General features: G+C 69.7%; 31 protein-coding genes and 1 pseudogene. 30 read left to right on the forward strand and 2 right to left on the reverse strand.

The window, feature by feature from the left end; genetic code table 11:
- Positions 1-17: 17 nt before the first annotated feature.
- The 6 genes from ACFE7W_RS04470 (at position 18) to ACFE7W_RS04495 (ending at position 6,145) form a co-directional block, all read left to right on the forward strand.
- Positions 18-686 (forward strand): MOSC domain-containing protein, encoded by a 669-nt coding sequence (locus tag ACFE7W_RS04470; protein ID WP_375423591.1) that lies wholly within the window; start codon positions 18-20, stop codon positions 684-686.
- Positions 687-973: 287 nt separating this feature from the next.
- Complete coding sequence (gene rpsL, locus ACFE7W_RS04475; RefSeq protein ID WP_091414459.1) at positions 974-1,345, forward strand: 30S ribosomal protein S12; 372 nt, start codon at positions 974-976, stop codon at positions 1,343-1,345.
- Positions 1,345-1,815 carry a 30S ribosomal protein S7 gene (gene rpsG / locus ACFE7W_RS04480; RefSeq protein WP_375423592.1) on the forward strand — a complete coding sequence of 157 codons (471 nt, stop codon included), beginning with the start codon at positions 1,345-1,347 and terminating at the stop codon, positions 1,813-1,815. Before rpsL ends, rpsG begins: the two co-directional genes overlap by 1 nt.
- A 102-nt stretch (positions 1,816-1,917) precedes the next feature.
- Entirely contained in the window at positions 1,918-4,020 is a 2,103-nt protein-coding gene (fusA, locus tag ACFE7W_RS04485) for an elongation factor G (protein ID WP_375423593.1), read from the forward strand.
- A 140-nt stretch (positions 4,021-4,160) separates the two neighbouring features.
- The gene (tuf, locus tag ACFE7W_RS04490; RefSeq protein WP_375423594.1) at positions 4,161-5,354 is read left to right on the forward strand and encodes an elongation factor Tu; all 1,194 of its coding nucleotides are present in this window, start codon (positions 4,161-4,163) and stop codon (positions 5,352-5,354) included.
- A gap of 86 nt (positions 5,355-5,440) precedes the next feature.
- Entirely contained in the window at positions 5,441-6,145 is a 705-nt protein-coding gene (locus ACFE7W_RS04495) for a GNAT family N-acetyltransferase (RefSeq protein WP_375423595.1), read from the forward strand.
- Between the two features lie 15 nt (positions 6,146-6,160).
- Here the strand turns inward: ACFE7W_RS04495 and treY are convergent, their stop codons facing one another.
- Positions 6,161-8,446, reverse strand: coding sequence for a malto-oligosyltrehalose synthase (treY, locus tag ACFE7W_RS04500; protein ID WP_375423596.1), 2,286 nt, complete (start codon positions 8,444-8,446; stop codon positions 6,161-6,163).
- An 18-nt stretch (positions 8,447-8,464) separates the two neighbouring features.
- On the reverse strand, positions 8,465-9,847 hold the full coding sequence (locus tag ACFE7W_RS04505; protein WP_375424204.1) for a gamma-glutamyltransferase: 1,383 nt from the start codon (positions 9,845-9,847) through the stop codon (positions 8,465-8,467).
- 438 nt (positions 9,848-10,285) lie between these two features.
- Between ACFE7W_RS04505 and rpsJ the strand changes: the two genes are divergently transcribed.
- The 24 genes and pseudogenes from rpsJ (at position 10,286) to ACFE7W_RS04625 (ending at position 24,007) form a co-directional block, all read left to right on the forward strand.
- Complete coding sequence (gene rpsJ / locus ACFE7W_RS04510) at positions 10,286-10,594, forward strand: 30S ribosomal protein S10 (protein ID WP_300611684.1); 309 nt, start codon at positions 10,286-10,288, stop codon at positions 10,592-10,594.
- Positions 10,595-10,604: 10 nt separating this feature from the next.
- On the forward strand, positions 10,605-11,279 hold the full coding sequence (rplC, locus tag ACFE7W_RS04515; RefSeq protein ID WP_375423597.1) for a 50S ribosomal protein L3: 675 nt from the start codon (positions 10,605-10,607) through the stop codon (positions 11,277-11,279).
- A pseudogene (gene rplD, locus ACFE7W_RS04520) lies at positions 11,276-11,947 on the forward strand (50S ribosomal protein L4); the annotation flags it as partial. The gene rplC and the pseudogene rplD, both read left to right, overlap by 4 nt.
- Before the next feature lie 134 nt (positions 11,948-12,081).
- Positions 12,082-12,390 carry a 50S ribosomal protein L23 gene (rplW, locus tag ACFE7W_RS04525; protein ID WP_375423598.1) on the forward strand — a complete coding sequence of 103 codons (309 nt, stop codon included), beginning with the start codon at positions 12,082-12,084 and terminating at the stop codon, positions 12,388-12,390.
- A 19-nt stretch (positions 12,391-12,409) separates the two neighbouring features.
- Positions 12,410-13,246 carry a 50S ribosomal protein L2 gene (rplB, locus tag ACFE7W_RS04530; RefSeq protein WP_375423599.1) on the forward strand — a complete coding sequence of 279 codons (837 nt, stop codon included), beginning with the start codon at positions 12,410-12,412 and terminating at the stop codon, positions 13,244-13,246.
- 29 nt (positions 13,247-13,275) lie between these two features.
- Positions 13,276-13,557 (forward strand): 30S ribosomal protein S19, encoded by a 282-nt coding sequence (gene rpsS, locus ACFE7W_RS04535; RefSeq protein ID WP_375423600.1) that lies wholly within the window; start codon positions 13,276-13,278, stop codon positions 13,555-13,557.
- Positions 13,558-13,591: 34 nt separating this feature from the next.
- Positions 13,592-13,987, forward strand: coding sequence for a 50S ribosomal protein L22 (rplV, locus tag ACFE7W_RS04540; protein ID WP_375423601.1), 396 nt, complete (start codon positions 13,592-13,594; stop codon positions 13,985-13,987).
- Positions 13,988-13,989: 2 nt separating this feature from the next.
- Positions 13,990-14,847 carry a 30S ribosomal protein S3 gene (rpsC, locus tag ACFE7W_RS04545; protein WP_375423602.1) on the forward strand — a complete coding sequence of 286 codons (858 nt, stop codon included), beginning with the start codon at positions 13,990-13,992 and terminating at the stop codon, positions 14,845-14,847.
- A gap of 2 nt (positions 14,848-14,849) precedes the next feature.
- Positions 14,850-15,269, forward strand: coding sequence for a 50S ribosomal protein L16 (rplP, locus tag ACFE7W_RS04550; protein ID WP_375423603.1), 420 nt, complete (start codon positions 14,850-14,852; stop codon positions 15,267-15,269).
- Positions 15,269-15,550 (forward strand): 50S ribosomal protein L29, encoded by a 282-nt coding sequence (gene rpmC, locus ACFE7W_RS04555; RefSeq protein WP_375423604.1) that lies wholly within the window; start codon positions 15,269-15,271, stop codon positions 15,548-15,550. Before rplP ends, rpmC begins: the two co-directional genes overlap by 1 nt.
- A 1-nt stretch (position 15,551) precedes the next feature.
- Positions 15,552-15,851 carry a 30S ribosomal protein S17 gene (gene rpsQ, locus ACFE7W_RS04560; protein ID WP_375423605.1) on the forward strand — a complete coding sequence of 100 codons (300 nt, stop codon included), beginning with the start codon at positions 15,552-15,554 and terminating at the stop codon, positions 15,849-15,851.
- 98 nt (positions 15,852-15,949) lie between these two features.
- A complete protein-coding gene (rplN, locus tag ACFE7W_RS04565) occupies positions 15,950-16,318 on the forward strand; it encodes a 50S ribosomal protein L14 (RefSeq protein WP_375423606.1) in 369 nt (122 codons plus the stop codon).
- A gap of 3 nt (positions 16,319-16,321) precedes the next feature.
- On the forward strand, positions 16,322-16,735 hold the full coding sequence (rplX, locus tag ACFE7W_RS04570) for a 50S ribosomal protein L24 (RefSeq protein ID WP_375423607.1): 414 nt from the start codon (positions 16,322-16,324) through the stop codon (positions 16,733-16,735).
- Positions 16,735-17,307 carry a 50S ribosomal protein L5 gene (rplE, locus tag ACFE7W_RS04575; protein ID WP_375423608.1) on the forward strand — a complete coding sequence of 191 codons (573 nt, stop codon included), beginning with the start codon at positions 16,735-16,737 and terminating at the stop codon, positions 17,305-17,307. The genes rplX and rplE overlap by 1 nt, the downstream gene beginning before the upstream one ends.
- 13 nt (positions 17,308-17,320) lie before the next feature.
- Positions 17,321-17,506: a type Z 30S ribosomal protein S14 gene (locus tag ACFE7W_RS04580; RefSeq protein WP_375423609.1), complete on the forward strand. Its 186-nt coding sequence runs from the start codon at positions 17,321-17,323 to the stop codon at positions 17,504-17,506.
- A gap of 94 nt (positions 17,507-17,600) precedes the next feature.
- Positions 17,601-18,008, forward strand: a complete 408-nt coding sequence (rpsH, locus tag ACFE7W_RS04585) for a 30S ribosomal protein S8 (RefSeq protein ID WP_375423610.1) — start codon at positions 17,601-17,603, stop codon at positions 18,006-18,008.
- 26 nt (positions 18,009-18,034) lie between these two features.
- Complete coding sequence (rplF, locus tag ACFE7W_RS04590) at positions 18,035-18,577, forward strand: 50S ribosomal protein L6 (RefSeq protein ID WP_375423611.1); 543 nt, start codon at positions 18,035-18,037, stop codon at positions 18,575-18,577.
- Positions 18,577-18,960 carry a 50S ribosomal protein L18 gene (gene rplR / locus ACFE7W_RS04595; RefSeq protein WP_375423612.1) on the forward strand — a complete coding sequence of 128 codons (384 nt, stop codon included), beginning with the start codon at positions 18,577-18,579 and terminating at the stop codon, positions 18,958-18,960. Before rplF ends, rplR begins: the two co-directional genes overlap by 1 nt.
- Before the next feature lie 27 nt (positions 18,961-18,987).
- Positions 18,988-19,596, forward strand: coding sequence for a 30S ribosomal protein S5 (rpsE, locus tag ACFE7W_RS04600; RefSeq protein ID WP_375423613.1), 609 nt, complete (start codon positions 18,988-18,990; stop codon positions 19,594-19,596).
- Positions 19,593-19,775, forward strand: a complete 183-nt coding sequence (gene rpmD, locus ACFE7W_RS04605; RefSeq protein WP_375423614.1) for a 50S ribosomal protein L30 — start codon at positions 19,593-19,595, stop codon at positions 19,773-19,775. The genes rpsE and rpmD overlap by 4 nt, the downstream gene beginning before the upstream one ends.
- 1 nt (position 19,776) lies before the next feature.
- Positions 19,777-20,217 (forward strand): 50S ribosomal protein L15, encoded by a 441-nt coding sequence (gene rplO, locus ACFE7W_RS04610; RefSeq protein ID WP_375423615.1) that lies wholly within the window; start codon positions 19,777-19,779, stop codon positions 20,215-20,217.
- A gap of 213 nt (positions 20,218-20,430) precedes the next feature.
- Positions 20,431-22,221, forward strand: coding sequence for a polysaccharide biosynthesis protein (locus ACFE7W_RS04615; RefSeq protein ID WP_375423616.1), 1,791 nt, complete (start codon positions 20,431-20,433; stop codon positions 22,219-22,221).
- Positions 22,218-23,396 carry a DegT/DnrJ/EryC1/StrS family aminotransferase gene (locus tag ACFE7W_RS04620; protein WP_375423617.1) on the forward strand — a complete coding sequence of 393 codons (1,179 nt, stop codon included), beginning with the start codon at positions 22,218-22,220 and terminating at the stop codon, positions 23,394-23,396. Before ACFE7W_RS04615 ends, ACFE7W_RS04620 begins: the two co-directional genes overlap by 4 nt.
- Positions 23,393-24,007 (forward strand): sugar transferase, encoded by a 615-nt coding sequence (locus ACFE7W_RS04625; RefSeq protein WP_375423618.1) that lies wholly within the window; start codon positions 23,393-23,395, stop codon positions 24,005-24,007. Before ACFE7W_RS04620 ends, ACFE7W_RS04625 begins: the two co-directional genes overlap by 4 nt.
- Positions 24,008-24,011: the final 4 nt, after the last annotated feature.

Below are 24,011 nucleotides of genomic sequence, written 5' to 3' on the forward strand. Positions count from 1 at the left end.
CCAGCTACGCTGAGCCGGTGTCGCACCTCCTCTCGGTCAACCTCGGCTCTGCCGAGCCCAACCCGTACAAGCAGGCCAGGTCGACCGGCATCGGCAAGCGCCCGGCGGCCGGCCCGGTGGAGGTGCGGGCCCCCGGACCCAAGCGCGGCGGGCTGGGCAGTGGCCTGGTCGGGGACTTCATCGGCGACGTCCGGCACCACGGCGGCGACCTGCAGGCGGTCTACGCCTTCCAGCGCGAGGACCTCGACGGCTGGCAGGACCGGCTCGGCCGGCCGCTGGCCAACGGCTTCTTCGGGGAGAACCTGACCACGCTGGGTATCGACGTCAACGACGCCCGCGTCGGGGAGGTCTGGCGGGTCGGCGACACCGTCGAGCTCAAGGTCACCTCACCGCGTATCCCCTGCTCCACCTTCCGCGGCTGGATGGGGGAGAAGGGGTGGGCGAAGGTGTTCAGCGCCGTGAGCCGCGTCGGCACCTACCTCAGCGTCCTCACGCCCGGCCGGATCCAGGCCGGCGACCCGGTCGAGGTCGTCCAACGGCCCTCCCACGACGTGACGGCGGCTCTGGTGTTCCGCGCGATCACCACCGAGAGGCACCTGCTGCCACAGCTGCTCGCCGCCGGCGACGACCTCGAGCCCGAGATCGCCGAGATGGCCCGCGAGCGACGCCTGGTGAGCCTGGACTGAGCGGAACAAGCTCCCCCCGGCCCGCGTTGTGCGGACGGGCTCGGGGCAGGAACGAGCTGACGGCGGCGGAGGACGTACGGCTTTGACCGCTCGGAGGTCACCAGGTAGGCTCGATCCTTGTGTTCGGGCTCGCCCGACTTCTTGTGCGTGCCCCGAAGGTCCGCTCCGGACGTGGCCGAGCGCGCACGGCCCGTCGGCCAACGCCGGCGGTCCACCCCTCGTAGTCATCCCGTGGTGAGCAGGCCTGCCACGGCTCGCGGTAGACCAAGAGAAAGAGACAGGACGTAGTGCCCACAATTCAGCAGCTGGTCCGTAAGGGCCGGGCGGACAAGGTGAGCAAGAACAAGACCCCGGCGCTCAAGGGTTCGCCCCAGCGTCGTGGTGTGTGCACGCGGGTGTACACCACCACCCCGAAGAAGCCCAACTCCGCTCTGCGCAAGGTGGCTCGCGTCCGCCTGTCTTCCGGGGTCGAGGTCACGGCCTACATCCCCGGTGTGGGTCACAACCTCCAGGAGCACTCGATGGTGCTCGTCCGCGGCGGCCGGGTGAAGGACCTGCCCGGCGTCCGGTACAAGATCATCCGCGGCTCGCTCGACACCCAGGGCGTCAAGAACCGCAAGCAGGCTCGCAGCCGCTACGGCGCGAAGAAGGAGAAGTAATGCCTCGCAAGGGCCCCGCCCCGAACCGTCCGCTGCCGGTCGACCCGGTCTACGGCTCCCCGCTGGTCACCCAGCTGGTGAGCAAGATCCTGGTGGACGGCAAGAAGACCATCGCCCAGGGCATCGTCTACACCGCGCTCGACGGCACCAAGACCAAGACCGGTACCGACCCCGTCCAGACCCTCAAGCGGGCGCTCGACAACGTGCGCCCCGCGCTCGAGGTCAAGAGCCGCCGCGTCGGTGGTGCGACGTACCAGGTGCCGATCGAGGTCAAGCCGAACCGTGCGACCACGCTCGCCATGCGCTGGCTGGTCAGCTTCGCCCGTGCCCGTCGCGAGAAGACGATGTCGGAGCGCCTGATGAACGAGATACTCGACGCGTCGAACGGCCTCGGTGCCGCGGTGAAGCGTCGCGAGGACACGCACAAGATGGCCGAGGCCAACAAGGCCTTCGCCCACTACCGCTGGTAACCCACCCAGCTGTTCTTCCCGGCAGCTCCGCCGGCGGGGCCACCACCCTGCCCGGTTGGGACCAGTCGGGTCACACCCAGATGAGAGGTTGAAGACGCCGCGATGGCTGTCGACATCGAAACCGACCTGTCCAAGGTCCGCAACATTGGCATCATGGCGCACATCGACGCCGGCAAGACCACCACGACCGAGCGCATCCTCTTCTACACCGGTATCAACTACAAGATCGGTGAGGTGCATGACGGCGCGGCCACGATGGACTGGATGGAGCAGGAGCAGGAGCGCGGCATCACCATCACGTCCGCCGCGACGACCTGCCACTGGCACGACACCCAGATCAACATCATCGACACTCCGGGCCACGTGGACTTCACCGTCGAGGTGGAGCGTTCGCTCCGCGTGCTCGACGGCGCGGTCGCGGTGTTCGACGGCGTCGCCGGGGTCGAGCCGCAGAGTCAGACCGTGTGGCGCCAGGCCGACCGGTACAAGGTGCCGCGGATCTGCTTCATCAACAAGCTGGACCGGACCGGAGCGAGCTTCGACTTCTGCGTCTCCACGATCAAAAGCCGCCTGAACGCCGTCCCCGCGATCCTGCAGCTGCCCATCGGTTCCGAGGGTGGCTTCCTCGGTGTCGTCGACGTCGTCCGGATGCGTGCCCTGACGTGGCGCGGTGAGACCACGATCGGTGAGGACTACACCGTCGAGGAGATCCCGGCCGACATGGTGGAGCAGGCCGAGGCCGCTCACGCCGAGCTGGTCGAGCTGGTCGCCGAGTACGACGACACGCTGATGGAGGCCTACCTGGCCGAGGACGAGGCGGCGATGACGCCCGAGCTCATCGAGGCGGCCATCCGTCGCGCGGTGCTCTCCTCCCAGATCACCGCGGTCCTCTGCGGCAGCGCCTTCAAGAACAAGGGTGTCCAGCCCCTGCTCGACGCGGTCATCGCCTACCTGCCGTCCCCGCTGGACGTGCCGGCCATCGACGGGTTCAAGCCCGGCGACGAGTCGGTCGTCATCGAGCGGCACCCGGACACCACCGACCCGTTCTCCGCGCTGGCCTTCAAGATCGCGGCGGACCCGCACCTCGGTCGACTGACCTACATCCGTCTCTACTCGGGCAAGCTCGAGGCCGGTTCGACGGTGCTGAACAGCACCAAGGGCCGCAAGGAGCGGATCGGCAAGATCTACCAGATGCACGCCAACAAGCGTGAGGAGATCGCGTCGGTCGGTGCCGGCCAGATCGTCGCCGTGATGGGTCTGAAGGACACCACCACCGGCGAGACGCTGTCCGACCCGGCGAGCCCGGTGCAGCTGGAGTCCATGGACTTCCCGGCGCCGGTCATCGAGCAGGCCATCGAGCCGAAGACGAAGTCCGACCAGGAGAAGCTCGGCGTCGCCATCCAGCGGCTCGCCGAGGAGGACCCGACCTTCCGCGTGCACACCGACGAGGAGACCGGCCAGACGATCATCGCCGGCATGGGCGAGCTGCACCTCGAGGTGCTGATCGACCGGATGAAGCGTGAGTTCCGCGTCGAGGCGAACATCGGCAAGCCGCAGGTGGCCTACCGCGAGACGCTGCGTCGCCCGGTCGAGAAGGTCGAGTACACCCACAAGAAGCAGTCGGGTGGCTCGGGTCAGTACGCCCGCGTGATCATCGACCTCGAGCCCCTGGAGCCCGGCTCCGGCTACGAGTTCGTGAACGGTGTCACCGGTGGCCGCATCCCCAAGGAGTACATCCCCGCGGTGGACGACGGCATCCAGGACGCCATGCAGTTCGGCGTGCTGGCCGGCTACTCGGTCGAGGACATCAAGGTGACGCTGCAGGACGGCGCCTACCACGACGTCGACTCCTCCGAGCTCGCGTTCAAGATCGCCGGCTCGATGGTCTTCAAGGAGGCTGCCCGCCGTGCCGACCCGGCTCTGCTCGAGCCGGTGATGGCCGTCGAGGTGACCACGCCCGAGGACTACATGGGTACCGTCATCGGCGACCTCAACTCTCGCCGCGGCCAGATCCAGTCCATGAACGACCTGCACGGCAACAAGGTCGTCGAGGCTCTGGTGCCGCTCTCGGAGATGTTCGGCTACGTGGGTGACCTGCGCTCGAAGACCTCGGGCCAGGCTTCGTACTCGATGGAGTTCCACTCCTACGCCGAGACCCCCAAGTCGGTCTCGGACGAGATCATCCAGAAGGCACGCGGGGAGTGACGTCCCCACCCGTGCGGCTCGGTTTGACCTGAGCCGCGCGGGCAAGGAAAACTTGGGCCGGGTTTCAGCCCGGCCACCAACCAGCTAGCAACCCAAGAACGCCAGGCGATCGCGTGGCGAGGAATCCAGAAGGAGCCACAGTGGCCAAGGCCAAGTTCGAGCGGACTAAGCCGCACGTCAACATCGGCACCATCGGGCACATCGACCACGGCAAGACCACGCTGACCGCGGCGATCACCAAGGTGCTGCACGACAAGTACCCGACCCTGAACCAGGCGTCGGCGTTCGACCAGATCGACAAGGCGCCCGAAGAGCGTCAGCGCGGCATCACGATCTCGATCGCGCACGTCGAGTACCAGACCGAGAAGCGCCACTACGCGCACGTCGACTGCCCGGGGCACGCCGACTACATCAAGAACATGATCACCGGTGCGGCCCAGATGGACGGCGCGATCCTCGTGGTCGCCGCCACCGACGGCCCGATGCCGCAGACCCGTGAGCACGTGCTGCTCGCCCGTCAGGTCGGCGTGCCGGCCATCGTCGTGGCGCTCAACAAGTGCGACATGGTCGACGACGAGGAGATCCTGGAGCTCGTCGAGCTCGAGGTCCGCGAGCTGCTGAGCGACCAGGACTTCGACGGCGACAACGTCCCGGTCGTCCGCGTCGCGGCCTTCCCGGCGCTGAACGGCGACGCGAAGTGGGGCGACGCGATCATGGAGCTCATGGCGGCGGTCGACTCCTACATCCCGCAGCCGGAGCGCGAGATCGACAAGCCGTTCCTGATGCCCGTCGAGGACGTCTTCACGATCACCGGTCGTGGCACCGTCATCACCGGTCGGATCGAGCGCGGTGTGGTCAAGGTCAACGAGACCGTCGACATCATCGGCATCCGTAACAGCAAGCAGACCACCACCGTCACCGGTGTGGAGATGTTCCGCAAGCTCCTCGACGAGGGTCGGGCGGGCGAGAACGTCGGTCTGCTGCTCCGCGGCACCAAGCGCGAGGACGTCGAGCGCGGCATGGTCGTGATCAAGCCGGGCACGACCACCCCGCACACCGACTTCGAGGCGCGCGTCTACATCCTCTCGAAGGAGGAGGGCGGCCGTCACACGCCGTTCTTCAACAACTACCGTCCGCAGTTCTACTTCCGCACCACCGACGTCACCGGTGTGGTCAACCTGCCGGAGGGCACCGACATGGTGATGCCGGGTGACAACACGGACATGACCGTGGCGCTCATCCAGCCCATCGCCATGGAGGAGGAGCTCAAGTTCGCCATCCGTGAGGGTGGTCGGACCGTGGGCGCCGGTCGCGTCACCAAGATCATCAAGTGATCTAGTCGATCTCCAGCGAGGAGCCCTGCACCTGACGGTGCGGGGCTTCTCGCGTTCTCGGCGCCTGTACCGCCTACGATCGCCGGGTGGAGGCGAACACCGCGGCGATCGTGCGCCTGGGCTGGTGCCGCCTCCTCGGCCTGCCCGACGACAGCCTCGACCCGGCCCGCAACCCGGTCCGGGTGGTACGGGCGGCCTCGTCGGAGCAGGCGATGGTGATCCGGCTCTGGCAGACCTTCGTGCTGGTCGGCCCGGACTGGTTCCACGAGCGCACCGCAGGCTCGGACCCTTCAGAGCTGCTGGACCAGTCGGCGCTGCTGCACTGCTGCGAGGGCCACGGCGCCCGGGTGCTCGGCCAGGCCGCGCTGGCCTACACCGACCGGTACGCGGCGGTCGAGGGGCTGCGTGACGTCCCGGTGGCCGACGACTCGGCGACGGCGGTCGCGCTGGAGAAGACCTGTCCGCCCGACGACGTCCGCGAGGTCGGTCTGGCCGAGATGGCCAAGGTCTTCATCACCCTCGACGACCGCGACCGTCCCACGGCGGGCGCCGGCTACGACGAGTGGCAGGGCATCCTCGGCCACCTGGGGGCGCTGACCGCGCCGGAGCACCGTCGGTCCGGCCGGGGCACGATGGCTGCCGCGCTGGCGCTGAACGACGCCCTCGACGTCGGGCTGGTGCCGCAGTGGCGGGCCCGGGTCGACAACGTCGCCTCGCGCCGGCTGGCCCGCCGCGTCGGCTTCACCGAGGTCGGCGCCCAGACCACGGTCACTCTGACTCCCGCCCCCTGAGCCAGTCGCAGCCCCTCAGGAGCGGAGCAGCAGCGCCACCGGGTAGCGGTCGAGCAGGTCGGCCACCTGCACCGTGCCGGAGACCTCGCGTCCGGTCAGGACGTCGGTGAGGGTGCCGGGCAGCTCGATCGCGGTGTCGAGCCAGCCGCCTGCGGCGGACAGGCCCACCGGTAGCCGGGTGGCGAGGGTGACGGCCCCGCCGCGGTCGAGGGCGACCAGGTGGTCGGCCGCGGGTCCGCTCGCTCGTAGCGCCTCGTAACCGTCGAACAGCTCCGGCCGCTCGCGACGGGCGTGCAGGGCCTGCCGGGTCACCCAGAGCTTGGCCGCACCGCTGTCGTCCACGCCCGGGTGGGTCTGCGACGCCTGGGCCAGCAGCTCCCGGCGGCGGGCGAAGTCGACCGGCCGTCGGTTGTCGGGGTCGACGAGGGAGTCGTCCCACAGCTCGGTGCCCTGGTAGACGTCGGGGATCCCGGGCATCGTGAGCTGCACGATCTTCTGACCGAGCGCGTTCGACCAACCGGGTCCCGTCACCGCGGCGGCGAGGTCGTCCCAGGCGGTGCGCAGCCTCGGCTCGTCGTACGCGGCGTCGACGAGGGCGTGCACGCCGGCCTCGAACGTGGCGTCCACGTCGGTATAGGTGGTGCCGTCGCTGGCCTCGCGCATCGCCTTCTCCGCGTACGCGTGCATCCGCTCCGGCTCGATCACGCCCGCCCCGACGAAGGTCTGGGCCAGGAAGTACGCGAAGGCCCGGTTCGGCACCGTCGAGGCCTCGAGCACGCGCCCGGCGAACGAGCTCCAGGCCTGGGGGATCTCGGCCAGGACGGCGAGCCGCGCCCGGACGTCCTCCCCGCGCTTGGTGTCGTGGGTCGACAACCCGGTCATCGACCGCGGCTGGGTGGCTTGCCGACGTCGTTGGGCCTCGTGGAACTCCGTCGGCGCGATGCCGAGCTCGGCGGGGTCTCCTCCGACCTCGTTCAGCGCCACGAACCGCGCATAGCGGTAGTAGGCGGTGTCCTCGATGCCCTTGGCCATGGTGGCACCGCTGAGCTGCTGCATCCGCCGAGCGAGCTCGTCGTCGCCGTCGTGCAGCCGCGGGCTCAGGGCGTCCAGGGCCGGGACCAGCTGGGGCTGACGGCGGGCGGCCAGCGCCAGGGCGTGGTCCAGATCGGCCGCGCCCTGAGGCAAGTAGGAGCGGTAGACCGCGAACGCCACGGCCACCTCGGCGATGGCGGCCCCTGCGTCCTCGACCTCGGGCGAGAGCGCCGCCATCCGACGCACCTCCGCCGGCAGCAGGTCGGTGACCACCATCCGCTTGCCGACCTCGATGTGGGCGGCGACGTCCCGCTGGTCCCCGGTGAGCCGCTGGTACAGTTCGGTCAGCTCGTGCTCGGCGCCCGGGTCGACGAACAGCCCGTTCACCTCGCGCATGGCGTCGTAGCCGGTCGTGCCCTCGACGGGCCAGTCCGCGGGCAGCTCCTCACCGGGCTCGAGGATCTTCTCCACGGTGATCCACTGCTCCGGCGCGAGCGCCCGCAGCCGCCGCAGGTACTCACCGGGGTCGACCAGGCCGTCGGGGTGGTCCACCCGCAACCCGGCCACGCCGCGTTCCACCCACGGCCGGACCAGGGCGTGGGTCGCCTCGAAGACCCGTTCGTCCTCCACCCGGACGCCGGCGAGGCTGGTCACAGCGAAGAAGCGGCGGTAGCTCAGCTCGCGGTTGCCGCGGGAGTGGTGCGCCAGCTCGTAGTGCTGGCGGGCGTGCACCTCCTCGGGGTCATCGCCCTCGGACCAGCTGCCGGGTGCGAGCGGGAAGCGGTGCTCGTAGTAACGCAGCTCCCTCTCCGACGTCGACGGCGACGGCTCGATGCTCAGCACCGCGTCGTCTCCCAGCACGGGCAGCAGGATCCGCGGGCGGCTCCAGTCGATGTCGAACCAGTGCGCGTACGCGGACCCGCGGCCGTGCTGCAGCACGTCCCACCAGGGCGGGTTCTCGGCCGGCACGTCGACGCCGAGGTGGTTCGGCACGATGTCGATGACCACGCCGAGACCCAGCCGGCCCGCCTCGGCGAAGAGTGCCTCCAGCGCGGCCTCCCCGCCCCGGTCCGGGTCGATCAAGGTGACGTCGACGGTGTCGTAGCCGTGGGTGGAGCCGGTGGTGGAACGCAGCAAGGGCGACAGGTAGACCGCGCCGGCGCCGAGGTCGAGGAGATAGTCGAGCAGGTCCGTGGCCTGAGCGAGGGTGAAGTCGCGGGAGATCTGCAGCCGGTAGGTGGAGGACGGGGCCGAGGGAGTCACGCTCACCGACCCTAGATGACCCGCTCAGAGCAGGACGACGCCCCCGCTGCGGCGCGGGTCGGCACCCCCGCCCAGCGTGCTCAGCGCCGAGACGCCGCCGAAGTACGGGTCACGCTGCCCGGTGACCGCCACCTCGTCGCCGGCCGCGGCGACCGCGGCCAGCACGTCGGGGGCAAACCCCGGCTCGAAGCGGACCAGGCCGGGCAGGGCGTTCAGCCGGGGTCCGTCGATGGCCTCCTGCGGCGGTACCCCGCGCAGCACCTGGACCAGTACCTGCACCAGCGCGGACCGGATCCGGCTGCCGCCCGCCGCGCCGGCCACCCCGACAAGGCGGCGGTCGGCGTCCAGCACCGCGAGCGGGGACATCATCGAGCCCATCCGGACGCCCGGCTGCAGGCGGCCGCGGATCAGCTCGCCCTCGCCCAGCATCGAGTTCAGGTGCACCCCGAAGCCGGGCACCCAGACCCCGGAGCCCAGGCCGAGGCTGGTGGTCAGCGCACACCCGTTGCCCTCGGCGTCCACCGCCACCACGTTCGTGGTGTCCGAGCGCCGGTCGGGAGCGCGCAGGGCCGCGACCAGCCCCAGGGCGGACGCGGGGTCGGTGTGCGGGTCCCCGGTCACCGCGTCGGCGGCGACCGCCAGGGTGGCGAGGACGTCGTCCAGGTCGGTGCCACGGGCGTGCACGGTCGAGCCGTGGAACTCGACGGTGCGGGCGGCGTGCTCGCGGACCCGGTACGCGGCGAGGTCCTCGTGGCTGATCGCGCCACCGTCGGCCACGGATTGGACGAGGGCGTCGGCGTAGGCGCCGGTGTAGAAGGCGGCCGGGTCCTCGGCCAGCAGCTCGTAGGCGCGGTGGTGGTCGGGGTGCCACAGCCGGTCGCCCGCCTGCAGCAGCGACCCGTCGGGACGGGAGTAGACCCCGACGCCGTCCCCGACCCGCATGGCCGGTTCGATCACCGGCAGCAGCACGGCGTGCGTCCGCGGAAAGGGCGTCCCGTAGGAGGCCGCCAGGCCGGGCGCCACCACGTCGGTCCAGGGCAGCCGCCCGTACCGGCGCCACAGGTGGTGGGCCCCCGCGGGCACCCCGGGCACGGCGACCGTGGCCGGACCGATCTCATAAGGCATCGGCTGGCCGACGAAGCTGACCTCGATGGCCCGTCCGGCCCCGGGAGAGGTGCCGTCCAGCCCCGGGACGGCGACGAAGAAGTCGAAGCAGCGGACCTCGCGGGTCGCGGCGTCGTAGCAGGTGGCGAACCCACCGCCGTTCAGGCCCGTGAAGATGGTCTCGGCCGCACAGCCGACCAGCATCATGGCCACCGCCGCGTCGACCGCGCTGCCCCCGGCGGAGAGGATCTCGGCGCCGGCCTGCGCCGTCGACGGGTGGCCGGCGGCCACTCCCACCCTCATCTGCACCGGGACAGACTAGGGGTGATCGACGCCGTAGCATCAGTGAGCGGTCGCAGAGTGCTCACGGTGGAGCCGTGGACGAGCACCTTCCCACCGATCGCAGCTCCTGGCGGTCGCCGACGTCCGGATTTGATCGGCACTGGTGAGTCTGACAAGATAGCCAGGTTGCTTTGACGGGGTCGCCGGGGCGCGCCATGCCTTCGCCGGTTCTTTGACGGGCGAGGCGAGAGCCGCCGCACCGCGAGACCCCCAGGCCGACCGGTCCTCGCGGATCGTCAGGCCTTGACCCAGATGCGGGACTGGTCGGGGATGTGTTGTGCCGCAAGGTGCCCGACACGCCCGACCGTGGGGGTCGGAGCATGAGCAGGACCGACGAGCACGACGACGACGCACATCAGAAGATTTCAGCACCGACGTAGCGAGAAGTAAGGACGAACTGTGGCGGGACAAAAGATCCGCATCAGGCTCAAGGCCTATGACCACGAGGTCATCGACTCCTCCGCGCGCAAGATCGTGGACACGGTGACGCGTACGGGAGCCAAGGTCGCCGGCCCGGTGCCGCTGCCCACGGAGAAGAACGTGTACTGCGTCATCCGTTCTCCCCACAAGTACAAGGACAGCCGGGAGCACTTCGAGATGCGGACGCACAAGCGTCTGATCGACATCATCGACCCGACTCCCAAGACCGTGGACTCCTTGATGCGTCTCGACCTCCCCGCGGGCGTCGACATCGAGATCAAGCTCTGAGGACGACGACATGAGCAACGCTTCAACTCTTTCCGACCGCAAGGTCAAGGGTCTGCTGGGCACCAAGCTCGGCATGACCCAGCTGTGGGACGCCAACAACCGGGTGGTCCCGGTGACGGTGGTCCAGGCCGGCCCCTGCGTGGTCACCCAGGTCCGCACGCCCGGCAACGAAGGCTACGGAGCCATCCAGCTCGGCTTCGGTGCCATCAAGGCCAAGCAGGTGACCAAGCCCAGCGCCGGTCACTTCGAGAAGGCCGGCGTCACCCCGCGCAAGCACCTGGTGGAGATCCGCACCACCGACGCGAGCGAGTTCACCCTCGGCCAGGAGCTGACCGCTGAGGTCTTCGCCGCCGACGAGGTCATCGACGTCACCGGTGTCAGCAAGGGCAAGGGCACCGCGGGCGTCATGAAGCGGCACGGCTTCGGCGGTCTGCGCGCCACCCACGGTGTGCACCGCAAGCACCGCTCGCCCGGTTCCATCGGTGGCTGCGCGACCCCCGGTCGCGTCTTCAAGGGTCTCAAGATGGCCGGCCGGATGGGCGTGGACCGCGTCACCGTCCAGAACCTCACCGTGCACGCCGTGGACGCCGAGCGCGGTCTGATCCTGATCAAGGGCGCGATCCCGGGCGTCAAGGGTGGCCTTGTCGTCCTGCGCAGCGCCGCCAAGAAGGGGGAGCCCGCATGAGCGAGACCCGTACCGTCGACGTCCTCGACGCCTCCGGCAGCAAGACCGGCACGACCGACCTGCCCGCCGAGCTCTTCGACGTCACCGCCAACATCCCGCTGATCCACCAGGTCGTGGTGGCCCAGCTCGCGGCGGCCCGACAGGGCACGCACTCCACCAAGACCCGCGGAGAGGTCCGTGGCGGTGGCAAGAAGCCGTACCGCCAGAAGGGCACCGGCCGCGCCCGTCAGGGCTCGACCCGCGCGCCGCAGTTCGTCGGCGGCGGCGTGGTCCACGGACCGCACCCGCACGGCTACGCCCAGCGGACGCCCAAGAAGATGATCGCCGCCGCTCTCCGCGGTGCGCTGTCGGACCGGGCCCGCGACGGCCGGGTGCACGTCGTGGACGACCTCGTCCTCGGCGACGTGCCCTCCACCAAGACCGCGCTGACCGCGCTCGCCACGGTCGCCAGCAGCCCCAAGGTGCTCGTGGTCCTGCACCGCGACGACGACCTGGCTTGGCTGAGCCTGCGCAACGCCGCGAGCGTGCACGCGCTCGCCGTCGACCAGCTGAACGCCTACGACGTGCTGGTCAACGACGAGGTCGTGTTCACCTCCTCGGCGCTGGCCGCCTACGTGTCCGGGCCGGCCAAGGGCCGCTCGGCCAAGGCGACCGCCACGGAGTCCGAGGCTGCAGTGTCGGGGGCCGATGAGGAGCTCGCCGCCGCTTCGGTCGAGGGCTCGGCCGAGCCGACCAACGACGAGCTCGCCGCCACCGCCGCGTCGGTCGACGAGCTGATCGAGCCTGCCGAAGGAGACGACAAGTGACCACCGTCAAGATCCGCGACCACCGCGACATCCTGCTCGCCCCCGTGGTGAGCGAGAAGTCCTACGGCCTGCTCGACGAGAACAAGTACACGTTCCTCGTCGCCAAGGACGCGAACAAGACCGAGATCAAGATCGCCGTCGAGGCCGTCTTCAAGGTGCACGTCACCGGGGTCAACACGCTCAACCGGATCGGCAAGACGCGCCGCACGCGCGCCGGCACCGGCAAGCGTCCCGACACCAAGCGGGCGATCGTGTCCGTCGCGGACGGCGAGCGCATCGACATCTTCTCCTCCCCCGCAGGCTGAGGACAGGTAAGGAACAGACATGGGTATCCGCAAGTACAAGCCGACAACGCCGGGGCGGCGCGGTTCTTCCGTGGCCGACTTCGTCGAGCTGACGCGCTCGACCCCGGAGAAGTCGCTGCTCGTCCCGAGCCCCAAGACCGGTGGCCGCAACAACACCGGCCGGATCACCACCCGGCACATCGGTGGCGGTCACAAGCAGGCCTACCGGCTCGTGGACTTCAAGCGCTACGACAAGGACGGCGTGCCGGCCAAGGTCGCGCACATCGAGTACGACCCGAACCGCACGGCGCGGATCGCGCTGCTGCACTTCGCGGACGGCGAGAAGCGCTACATTATCGCCCCGCAGGGGCTGAAGCAGGGCACCGAGATCGAGGCCGGCGAGGCCGCGGACATCAAGCCCGGCAACAACCTGCCGCTGCGCAACATCCCGGTCGGCACCACGATCCACGCCGTCGAGCTGCGTCCGGGCGGAGGCGCCAAGCTGGGGCGTTCCGCCGGAGCGAGCATCCAGCTGGTGGCCCGCGAGGGCAAGAACGCCACGCTGCGGATGCCCTCGGGTGAGATGCGGCTCGTCGACGTCCGCTGCCGCGCGACGGTGGGCGAGGTCGGCAACGCCGAGCAGTCCAACATCAACTGGGGCAAGGCCGGTCGTAATCGCTGGAAGGGCAAGCGCCCGACCGTCCGCGGTGTCGCGATGAACCCGATCGACCACCCGCACGGTGGTGGCGAGGGCAAGACCTCCGGCGGACGGCACCCGGTGTCTCCGTGGGGTCAGGCCGAGGGCCGTACCCGCGACAAGAACAAGGCGAGCAGCCGCATGATCGTTCGTCGCCGCAAGTCCGGCAAGAAGCGCTGAGTCGAGAGCTCGAAGAGGAAACCTAGAACATGCCACGCAGCCTGAAGAAGGGCCCGTTCGTCGACGACCACCTGGCCAAGAAGGTCGAGGTGCAGAACGGCCGCGGGACCAAGAACGTGATCAAGACCTGGTCGCGCCGCTCGATGATCGTGCCGGACATGATCGGCCACACCATCGCGGTGCACGACGGTCGCAAGCACGTGCCGGTCTTCGTGACCGACTCCATGGTGGGTCACAAGCTGGGGGAGTTCGCGCCCACGCGGACCTTCCGTGGCCACATCAAGGACGACCGGAAGGCTCGTCGCCGCTGACGCGGGGACGGACGTGTAGAGAAGGAATCTGATCATGAGCAAGGACATCCGTCCGAACCGCCGCACGGCGCTGCTCGGCGACCGTCCGGGTTCGTACGCCGTGGCGCGCCAGGTCCGGGTCTCCCCGACCAAGGCACGCCGGGTCGTCGACCTGGTCCGGGGCATGAGCGTCTCCGACGCCCTGGTGACGCTGAAATTCGCGCCGCAGGCGGCGAGCGACCCGGTGTACAAGGTGCTGGCGAGCGCGGTGGCCAACGCCGCGAACACCGATAACCTGCGTAGCGACGACCTCTACGTCTCGCAGGCCTTCGTGGACGAGGGCGTCACGATGCGCCGCATCCGGCCACGCGCCAAGGGCAGTGCGAGCCGCATCCTCAAGCGCTCGAGCCACATCACGGTCGTCGTCGAGCCGAACCCGAAGGAGGCCTGAGCATGGGCCAGAAGATCAACCCGTACGGCTTCCGCCTCGGTATCACCACCGACCACAAGAGCCGCTGGTACTCCGACAAGCTCTACTCCTCCTACGTGGGCGAGGACGTCAAGATCCGCCGCCTGCTGATCAAGAGCCTCGAGCGCGCCGGCATCTCCAGCGTCGAGATCGAGCGCACCCGCGACCGGGTCCGCGTCGACATCTACACCGCGCGTCCGGGCATCGTCATCGGCCGCAACGGGGCTGAGGCCGAGCGCGTCCGTAGCGAGCTGGAGAAGTTGACCGGCAAGCAGGTCCAGCTGAACATCCTCGAGGTCAAGAACCCCGAGACCGACGCCCAGCTGGTGGCCCAGGGCGTGGCCGAGCAGCTCGCCTCGCGCGTGCAGTTCCGTCGCGCGATGCGCAAGGCCCAGCAGAGCGCCATGCGCTCGGGCGCGGCCAAGGGCATCCGGATCCAGTGCTCCGGCCGCCTCGGTGGCGCGGAGATGAGCCGCTCGGAGTTCTACCGCGAGGGTCGGGTGCCGCTGCACACGCTGCGCGCCGACATCGACTACGGCTTCTTCGAGGCCAAGACCACCTTCGGCCGGATCGGCGTGAAGGTCTGGATCTACAAGGGGGACGTGTCCGGCTCCCGGGCCGAGCGCGCCGCTCAGAAGGCGGCCCGCAACGCCGCCGGCGGCCGGGCTCGTCCCGCCCGCACCGGCCGGCCCGAGCGCGGGGCCACCCGGCCCGAGCGCGGTGGCCGTCGGCGCGCCGACGAGGCGACCGAGGCTCCCACGACGTCCGAGGCCCCCGTGGCCGTGGCCGCCGGTGTGGACGCCCAGGCTGTCGCAGCCCAGACGACGACGCAGGAGGCCTAGTCATGCTGATTCCCCGCAGGGTGAAGTTCCGCAAGCAGCACCACCCCACGCGCCGTGGGATGTCCAAGGGCGGCACGAAGCTCGCCTTCGGCGAGTTCGGCATCCAGTCGATGGAGGCCACCTACCTGACCAACCGTCAGATCGAGTCCGCTCGGATCGCGATGACGCGTCACATCAAGCGTGGCGGCAAGGTGTGGATCAACGTCTACCCGGACCGTCCGCTGACCAAGAAGCCCGCCGAGACCCGGATGGGTTCCGGTAAGGGCTCGCCCGAGTGGTGGATCGCCAACATCAAGCCCGGACGCGTGCTGTTCGAGCTGTCCGGGGTGACCGAGGAGGTGGCTCGCGAGGCCATGCGTCTCGCGATCCACAAGCTGCCGATGAAGGCGCGCTTCATCAAGCGCGAAGCAGGTGAGATCTGATGGCGAAGCCCGCAACCGCGGCCGAGCTGCGCGGCCTGAGCCGTACCGAGCTCAACGTCAAGGTCACCGAGCTGAAGGAGGAGCTGTTCACGCTCCGCTTCCAGTCCGCGACCGGCCAGCTGGAGTCGCACGGCCGGCTGCGCGCCGTCCGTAAGGACATTGCGCGGATCTACACCGTGCTGACCGAGCGTGAGCTCGGCATCGTCGAGGACCCGGACGCGGCCGAGGCGAACGAGACCGAGGAAGCCGCGGCCACCGCGGTGCAGAGAGTGAAGGCCTGAGATGAGCGAAGAGAGCAACGAGACCACCGCGGTGGCCGAGGTTGGTGCCGAGCGCGGCGCCCGCAAGGTCCGCGAGGGCTATGTGGTCAGCGACAAGATGGACAAGACCGTCGTGGTCGCCGTCGAGGACCGGGTCAAGCACCGTCTCTACGGCAAGGTCCTCCGTCAGACCGCCCGGCTCAAGGCGCACGACGAGGCCAACGCCGCGGGTCTGGGCGACCGGGTCCGGATCATGGAGACCCGCCCGCTCAGTGCCACCAAGCGCTGGCGGCTCGTCGAGATCCTCGAGCGCGCCAAGTAGCAACCGCTGCCTGAGACCGTCGTCGGGCTTCAGGACAGCAACGCAACCAGTTCCACCAGGCCTGAGAGGGAACCAGTGAGACAACCAGGAGAGAGCAGATGATCCAGCAGGAGTCGCGGCTCAAGGTCGCCGACAACACCGGAGCCAAGGAGATCTTGTGCATCCGTGTGCTCGGCGGTTCCAGTCGTCGTTACGCCGGCATCGGTGACGTTATCGTCGCCACTGTCAAGGACGCCATCCCCGGAGGGAACGTCAAGAAGGGCGAGGTCGTCAAGGCCGTCGTCGTGCGGACCGTGAAGGAGCGTCGGCGTGCCGACGGTTCCTACATCAAGTTCGACGAGAACGCCGCGGTGATCCTGAAGAACGACGGCGAGCCGCGTGGCACCCGTATCTTCGGCCCCGTCGGCCGTGAGCTGCGCGAGAAGCGCTTCATGCGCATCATCTCGCTCGCACCAGAGGTGATCTGAGTCATGAGTTTCAAGAAGACTGACAAGGGCGGCGCGCAGACCAAGCTGCACGTCGTCAAGGGCGACCGCGTCAAGGTGATCGCCGGCAAGGACAAGGGTCTGGTCGGTGAGGTCATCGCCGTCTTCCCCGAGCGTCACAAGGTGACCGTCGCAGGCGTGAACATCGTCAAGCGGCACCTGAAGGACAGCTCGGCGCAGCCGCAGGGCCGCTCGACCACCAAGGGCGGGATCGTCTCCTCGGAGGCCCCGATCCACTCCTCGAACGTCCAGCTGGTCGTGAAGAACGCTGCCGGCGACGAGGTCGTGACGCGGGTCGGCTACGACCGTGTGGCTGTGACCAAGCGTCGTTCCGACGGGTCGGAGTACCCCTCCACCCGCAGCGTCCGCATCGCCCGCGTCACCGGAGAGGAGATCTGATGACCACCACCACTTCTGAGACGAGGACGCTGCCGCGCCTGCAGCAGCGCTACCGCGACGAGATCCGCACCGCGCTGCAGGAGGAGTTCCAGTTCGAGAACGTCATGCAGACCCCGGGCCTGGTGAAGATCGTCGTCAACATGGGCGTGGGTGAAGCCGCGCGCGACTCGAAGCTGATCGACGGCGCGGTCCGCGACCTCACGACCATCACCGGTCAGAAGCCGCAGGTCACCAAGTCGCGCAAGTCCATCGCCCAGTTCAAGCTGCGCGAGGGGATGCCGATCGGCTGCCACGTCACCCTGCGGGGGATGAGGATGTGGGAGTTCGCCGACCGGCTGCTCTCCCTGGCCCTGCCCCGCATCCGTGACTTCCGCGGTCTGTCGCCGAAGCAGTTCGACGGCCACGGCAACTACACCTTCGGTCTCAACGAGCAGGTCATGTTCCACGAGATCGACCAGGACCGGATCGACCGGACCCGTGGGATGGACATCACCTTCGTGACCACGGCGACGACCGACGACCAGGGCCGGGCGCTGCTGCGTCACCTCGGCTTCCCGTTCCGGCAGAACTGAGAGAGGCACAGAGATGGCTAAGACAGCGCTTCGGGTCAAGCAGGCCCGCACGCCTAAGTTCGCGGTCCAGGGCTACACCCGCTGCCAGCGGTGCGGTCGCCCCCGCGCGGTGTTCCGCAAGTTCGGCCTGTGCCGGATCTGCGTCCGCGAGATGGCCCACCGCGGCGAGCTCCCGGGCATCACCAAGTCCTCCTGGTGACGGGCGGGCGCCCGACGCCCGACCTCACCTCGACACCAAGACGCTGCAGGTCCCTGAAGAGGGAAACCACGGCGAGAGAGAAGTACAGCCAGCTATGACCATGACAGACCCGATCGCGGACATGCTGACCCGTCTCCGGAACGCGAACCAGGCGTTCCACGAGGTGGCGGTCATGCCGCACAGCAAGATCAAGGTCGGCATCGCCGAGATCCTCGCCAGCGAGGGTTACATCGCGAGCTACGCCGTGAACGAGCCCAAGGACGGCGAGGTCGGCAAGACCTTGTCCATCACCTTGAAGTACGGGCAGAACCGCGAGCGTTCGATCGCCGGCGTCCGTCGCATCTCCAAGCCCGGCCTGCGGGTGTACGCGAAGTCGACCGGCCTGCCCAAGGTCCTCGGTGGCCTCGGCATCGCGATCATCTCGACGTCCACCGGTCTGCTGACCGACCGCCAGGCGCACTCGAACGGCGTAGGTGGCGAAGTCGTCGCCTACGTCTGGTGATAGACGAGATCTAGAGAGGAATACTCATGTCACGCATTGGCAGGCTTCCTGTCCCGGTCCCGTCCGGCGTCGAGGTCACCCTCGAGGGCCAGCAGGTCTCGGTCAAAGGCCCGAAGGGCTCTCTCGCGCTGCAGGTCGCGGAGCCGATCCGTATCGGCCGCGCCGACAGCGGCGAGCTCGAGGTCACCCGGCCCGACGACGAGCGCGAGAGCCGCTCGCTGCACGGCCTGACCCGCACGCTGGTGGCCAACATGGTCACCGGGGTCACCACGGGTTATGAGAAGAAGCTCGAGATCGTGGGCGTCGGCTACCGCGTGGTGGCCAAGAGCCCGACCGAGCTCGAGTTCGCCCTCGGCTACAGCCACCCCGTGCGGGTGACCGCGCCCGCGGGCATCACGTTCAACGTCGAGGCTCCGACCCGGCTCTCGGTGAGCGGGATCGACAAGCAGCAGGTAGGCGAGGTAGCGGCGAACATCCGCAAGCTGCGCAAGCCTGAGCCCTACAAGGGCAAGGGCGTCCGGTACGCGGGCGAGAAGGTCCGTCGCAAGGTTGGAAAGGCTGGTAAGTGATGGCTGTCTCGCTGTCTTCGCACAAGGGAACCGCGGCTCGGACGCGGTCGCGGCTGCGCCGCCAGATCCGGGCGCGGAAGAAGATCTTCGGCGCTCCCGAGCGCCCGCGGCTGGTCGTCACCCGCTCGGCCAAGCACATGGTGGCCCAGGTCATCGACGACACCGCCGGTCGCACGCTCGCGTCGGCCTCCACCATGGAGGCGGACCTGCGCGTGGCCACGGGCGACAAGTCGGCCAAGGCCAAGCAGGTCGGGGCTCTCGTGGCCGAGCGCGCCAAGGCGGTCGGCGTCGAGCAGGTCGTCTTCGACCGGGCCGGCAACAAGTACCACGGTCGGATCGCCGCACTGGCTGACGGTGCGCGCGAGGGCGGCCTGGGCTTCTGACATGACTGATACGGAAGAGGTAGTGCGATGAGTGGAACCCAGCGCCGCGGTGGCGGTACCGGTGGGGGCGACCGTCGTGGTGGCGGTCGCGATGGCGGACGTGGCCAGGCGGCCGAGAAGAGCAACTACATCGAGCGCGTCGTGGCCATCAACCGCGTCGCCAAGGTCGTGAAGGGCGGACGTCGCTTCAGCTTCACCGCCCTCGTCGTGGTCGGTGACGGCGACGGAACCGTCGGCGTCGGCTACGGCAAGGCCAAGGAGGTCCCCGCGGCGATCGCCAAGGGTGTCGAGGAGGCGAAGAAGCACTTCTTCACCGTCCCGCGCATCCAGGGCACGATCTCCCACCCCGTCCAGGGTGAGAAGGCGGCCGGTGTGGTCATGCTGCGTCCGGCGTCCCCGGGTACCGGCGTCATCGCCGGTGGCTCGGCCCGCGCGGTGCTGGAGTGCGCCGGCGTGCACGACGTGCTCGCCAAGTCGCTCGGCTCGGCCAACGCGATCAACGTGGTGCACGCCACGGTGGCCGCGCTGCAGGGTCTGGAGATGCCCGAGGACGTGGCCAAGCGCCGCGGCAAGAGCGTCGAGGACGTCACCCCGGCCGCGCTGCTGCGGGCCCACCGTGCGGTGGCCCAGGCATGAGCCGGGTCAAGGTGAGCCAGATCCGGTCCGGGGTCGGTGGCAAGCAGAACCAGCGCGACACCCTGCGCACCCTCGGTCTGAAGCGTATCGGCGACGTCTCCGTCAAGGAGGACCGTCCCGAGGTCCGAGGAATGATCAACACGGTCGCGCACCTGGTGACCGTCGAGGAGGTCGACTGACATGGCACTCAAGGTCCATCACCTGAGGCCGGCGCCCGGCGCCAAGACCGCGAAGACCCGGGTGGGTCGCGGTGAGGGCTCCAAGGGCAAGACCGCTGGTCGCGGTACCAAGGGTTCCGGCGCCCGTCGGAACATTCCCGAGAACTTCGAGGGTGGGCAGATGCCCATGCACATGCGCATCCCGAAGCTCCGCGGGTTCAAGAACCCGTTCCGGGTCGAGTTCCAGATCGTGAACCTGGACCGGATCGGCACCCTCTTCCCCGAGGGTGGGCAGATCGGGGTAGCCGAGCTGGTCTCGGCCGGAGCCGTCCGTTCCGGACACCCGGTCAAGGTCCTCGGCACCGGCGAGATCAGCGTGCCGGTGCAGGTCACCGCGGACGCGTTCTCGGCTTCGGCCAAGGAGAAGATCGCCGCCGCCGGTGGGAGCACCACCGAGCTGTAGGCACCACGCTGCACGACCGTCGAGGCCGTTCCCGGGCTACCGGGGGCGGCCTCGTCCGTGTCCGGCGACGGCTTGCGGATGGTCCGGCGGGGCCGGCCAATCGTTATCCACGGCGGTGGCGGGCATTCTCGGGATCGATTAAGGTGAGGCCGCAACACGGGCGCGGGGGCGTCTTCTCATCCGCCTCGGGGGAGGCCGAAGGGTTCCCCTCTGATGTCCGACCAGTGCTGGCGGCGCCGCGTGGCTCGGCTGCTCTGGGACTGCGCGAGCTGGGTCATCGCCACCCTGACCGTGGTCCAGGCCCGCTACGACTTCCACCTCACCCCGCAGCAGTACCGCTCCATCGCGATGTACGTGCTGCTGGCCTGCGCGCTGCAGTGCCTGGTGGGCGCGACGCTGATGCTCTACCGCGGCCGGTACCGGCTGGGAAGCTTCGAGGAGGTCTTCGGCCTGGTCGTGACCGTCGGCCTGGTGGCCGGGATCGTCTTCCTGGTCGCGTTCCTCGGGATCGGCACGTCGGCCTTCCCCCGTGCCACCGCCGTGCTGGTGCCCCCGATCGCGCTGCTGCTGATGGCGGGGGCCCGCGGCGCGTACCGCGCGTGGCACGACCGTCAGGTCCGCAACGGCCAGCAGGCCGAGCGCGTGCTGATCTACGGGGCCGGTGACGCGGGCTACCAGCTGCTGCGCCTGATCTGCTCCGACGCCCGGTCCCCGTTCCGGGTGGTGGGGTTCCTCGACGACGCCCGCGACAAGCGGAACCTCCGGCTGATGGGCTACCCGGTGCTCGGGACCGGCGACCAGCTGCGCGAGGTCGCGACGTCGAGCGACGTCAGCAGCATCATCCTCGCCATCAGCGACGCCGACGCCGAGCTGGTGCGTCGGGTCACCGATGTGGCGGCCGCCTGCGGCCTGAGCGTGAAGGTGCTGCCACCGCTGGGAGAGCTGTTCGGTCGCCGCGTGTCGCTGGCCGACGTCCGCGAGGTGGACATCGCCGACCTCCTGGGCCGGCACCAGATCGAGACCGACCTGACGGGCATCGCGCACCACCTCACCGGCCGTCGGGTGCTGGTGACCGGCGCCGGCGGCTCCATCGGCTCCGAGCTCGCCCGCCAGGTGCACCGCTTCGGGCCGAGCGAGCTGATCCTGCTGGACCGCGACGAGTCGGCGTTGCACGGCGTCCAGCTCTCGATCTACGGCCAGGGCCTGCTCGACACCCCCGACATGGTGCTGGCCGACATCCGCGACGAGGAGACGGTGGCCCGGGTGTTCGCGCGGCACCGGCCCGAGGTCGTCTTCCACGCCGCTGCCCTCAAGCACCTGCCGATGCTCGAGCAGTACCCCGACGAGGGGTGGAAGACCAACGTGCTCGGCACCCGCAACGTGCTGCGCGCGGCCCGGGCCAACGGCTGCTCGAGCTTCGTGAACGTGTCCACCGACAAGGCCGCCGACGCCAGCAGCGTGCTCGGCCGCACCAAGCGGACCGCGGAACGGCTGACGGCCTGGTACGCCAAGGACGCGCAGGGCACCTACCTCTCCGTCCGCTTCGGCAACGTCCTCGGCAGCCGCGGGTCGATGCTCGAGACCTTCACCGCCCAGATCCGGCGCGGCGGGCCGGTCACCGTGACCCACCCCGAGATCACCCGGTACTTCATGACCATCCCCGAGGCCTGCCAGCTGGTGATCCAGGCCGCCGCCATCGGCGGGCCCGGCGAGGTCCTGGTGCTCGACATGGGCCAGCCCGTCAGCATCCTGGGGGTGGCCCAGCGGCTGATCGCCCAGTCCGGGCGCGACATCGAGGTGGTGTTCACCGGGCTCCGGCCGGGGGAGAAGCTGCACGAGGTGCTCCTCAGCCACAACGAGTGGGGCGAGCGGCGCAGCCACCCGCTGATCACCCACGTCGCCGTGCCGCCGCTGTCCCCGGCCCGGCTGGAGGACCGTTCGGTGCTCACGCCGATCATGCGGGAGGTCGACGGGCTCTCCTACGACCCGGTGCACACCCCGTGACAGACCGTATCCACCTCTCCCCACCAGACGTGGGTCCGGCCGAGGAGGCCGCCCTGCAACGCGCCATCCGCTCCGGCTGGGTGGCCCCGCTGGGCCCGGAGGTGGACGCGTTCGAGGCCGAGCTCGCGGCGGCGACCGGCCGGGCGCACGCGGTGGCCCTCTCGTCGGGGACCGCGGCCCTGCACCTCGGGCTGCTCGACCTCGGGGTCGGTCCCGGCGACGTCGTCGTGACCGCGACGATGACCTTCGCCGCCACCGCGAACGCCATCGCCTACACCGGGGCCCGGCCGGTCTTCGTCGACTGCGAGGCTTCCGGAGGGATGTCGCCCGAGCTGCTGGCCCTGGCCGTGGACGACCAGCGTGACCGGGGTGCCGCCGTGGCCGCCGTGCTGCCGGTGGACCTGCTGGGCAAGGTCGCCGACTACGCCGCCCTGGAGAAGGTGGCCGCCGACCGGGGCCTACCGGTTCTCTCCGACGCGGCGGAGTCCCTCGGGGCCCGGCGCGACGGCCGGCCCGCGGGTAGTTTCGGGGTCGCGGCGGCGCTGTCCTTCAACGGCAACAAGGTGATGACCACCTCGGGCGGCGGTGCGCTGCTGACCGACGACGCGGCCGTGGCCTCCCGCACCCGCTACCTCGCCACCCAGGCCCGGCAGCCCGTGCTGCACTACGAGCACACCGAGGTCGGGTACAACTACCGGCTGTCCAACCTGCTCGCCGCCCTCGGCCGGGCCCAGCTGGCCCGGCTGCCGGCCATGATCGAGTGCCGTCGCCGGCTGCGACTGGCCTACCGTGAGCTGTTCGCCGCCGTCCCCGAGGTGGAGGTGTTCGGCAGCCCCGACGGCTCCGCGTGGTCCGCCGACGAAGCCGGGGACGGCACCGACGACCGGGACAACTTCTGGCTTACCTCGGTCCTGGTCGAGCCCGACGTGGCCGGCTGGTCGGCCGACGACCTGATCGGTGCGCTCGGCGCCGCCGACATCGAGGCGCGCCCGCTCTGGAAGCCGATGCACGCCCAGCCCGTCTTCGCCGGCGCGCCCGCCTACCTCGACGGGACCGCCGACCGGCTCTACCGGCGGGGCCTCTCCCTACCCAGCGGGTCGAGCCTGACCACCGACCAACAGGACCGGGTGTTCGACACGGTCCGCGGCTTCCTCCGCGAGCGGGCCGCCGGGTGAGGCGCGCGACCTACGACCGCGGCAAGCGGGTCGTCGACGTCGGGGCGAGCGCGGTCGGGCTGGTGGTGACCCTGCCGTTGCAGTCCGTCGTGGCCGCGCTGGTGGCGTCCCGGCTCGGTCGGCCCGTGCTGTTCCGCCAGGTCCGTCCGGGACTGGACGGCCGGCCCTTCACGCTGGTCAAGTTCCGCACCATGCGGCCCGAGGTCCCCGGGATGCCGCTCGCCGACGCGGACCGGCTGACCACTCTCGGTCGGCTGCTGCGCGCCACCAGCCTGGACGAGCTGCCGACGCTGTGGAACGTGCTTCGCGGCGACCTGAGCCTGGTGGGCCCCCGCCCGCTGCTGGTGGAGTACCTCGAGATCTACACCGCCGAGCAGCACCGTCGCCACGACGTCCGACCGGGCATCACCGGGCTGGCCCAGGTCAGCGGGCGGAACGCCCTGCCCTGGCCGGAGCGGCTGGCCCTGGACTGCGCCTACGTCGACACCCGCTCGGCCCGGCTGGACCTCGCGATCCTGGTCCGGACGGTCGGCAAGGTGCTGCGTCGCGACGGGATCACCGCCGAGGGCCACGCCACGGTGGAGAAGCTGACCAGGGCGGGTGCAGCCTGAGCGG

Source organism: uncultured Friedmanniella sp. (assembly GCF_964244285.1).
In the GTDB taxonomy this organism is placed as follows: domain Bacteria; phylum Actinomycetota; class Actinomycetes; order Propionibacteriales; family Propionibacteriaceae; genus Microlunatus.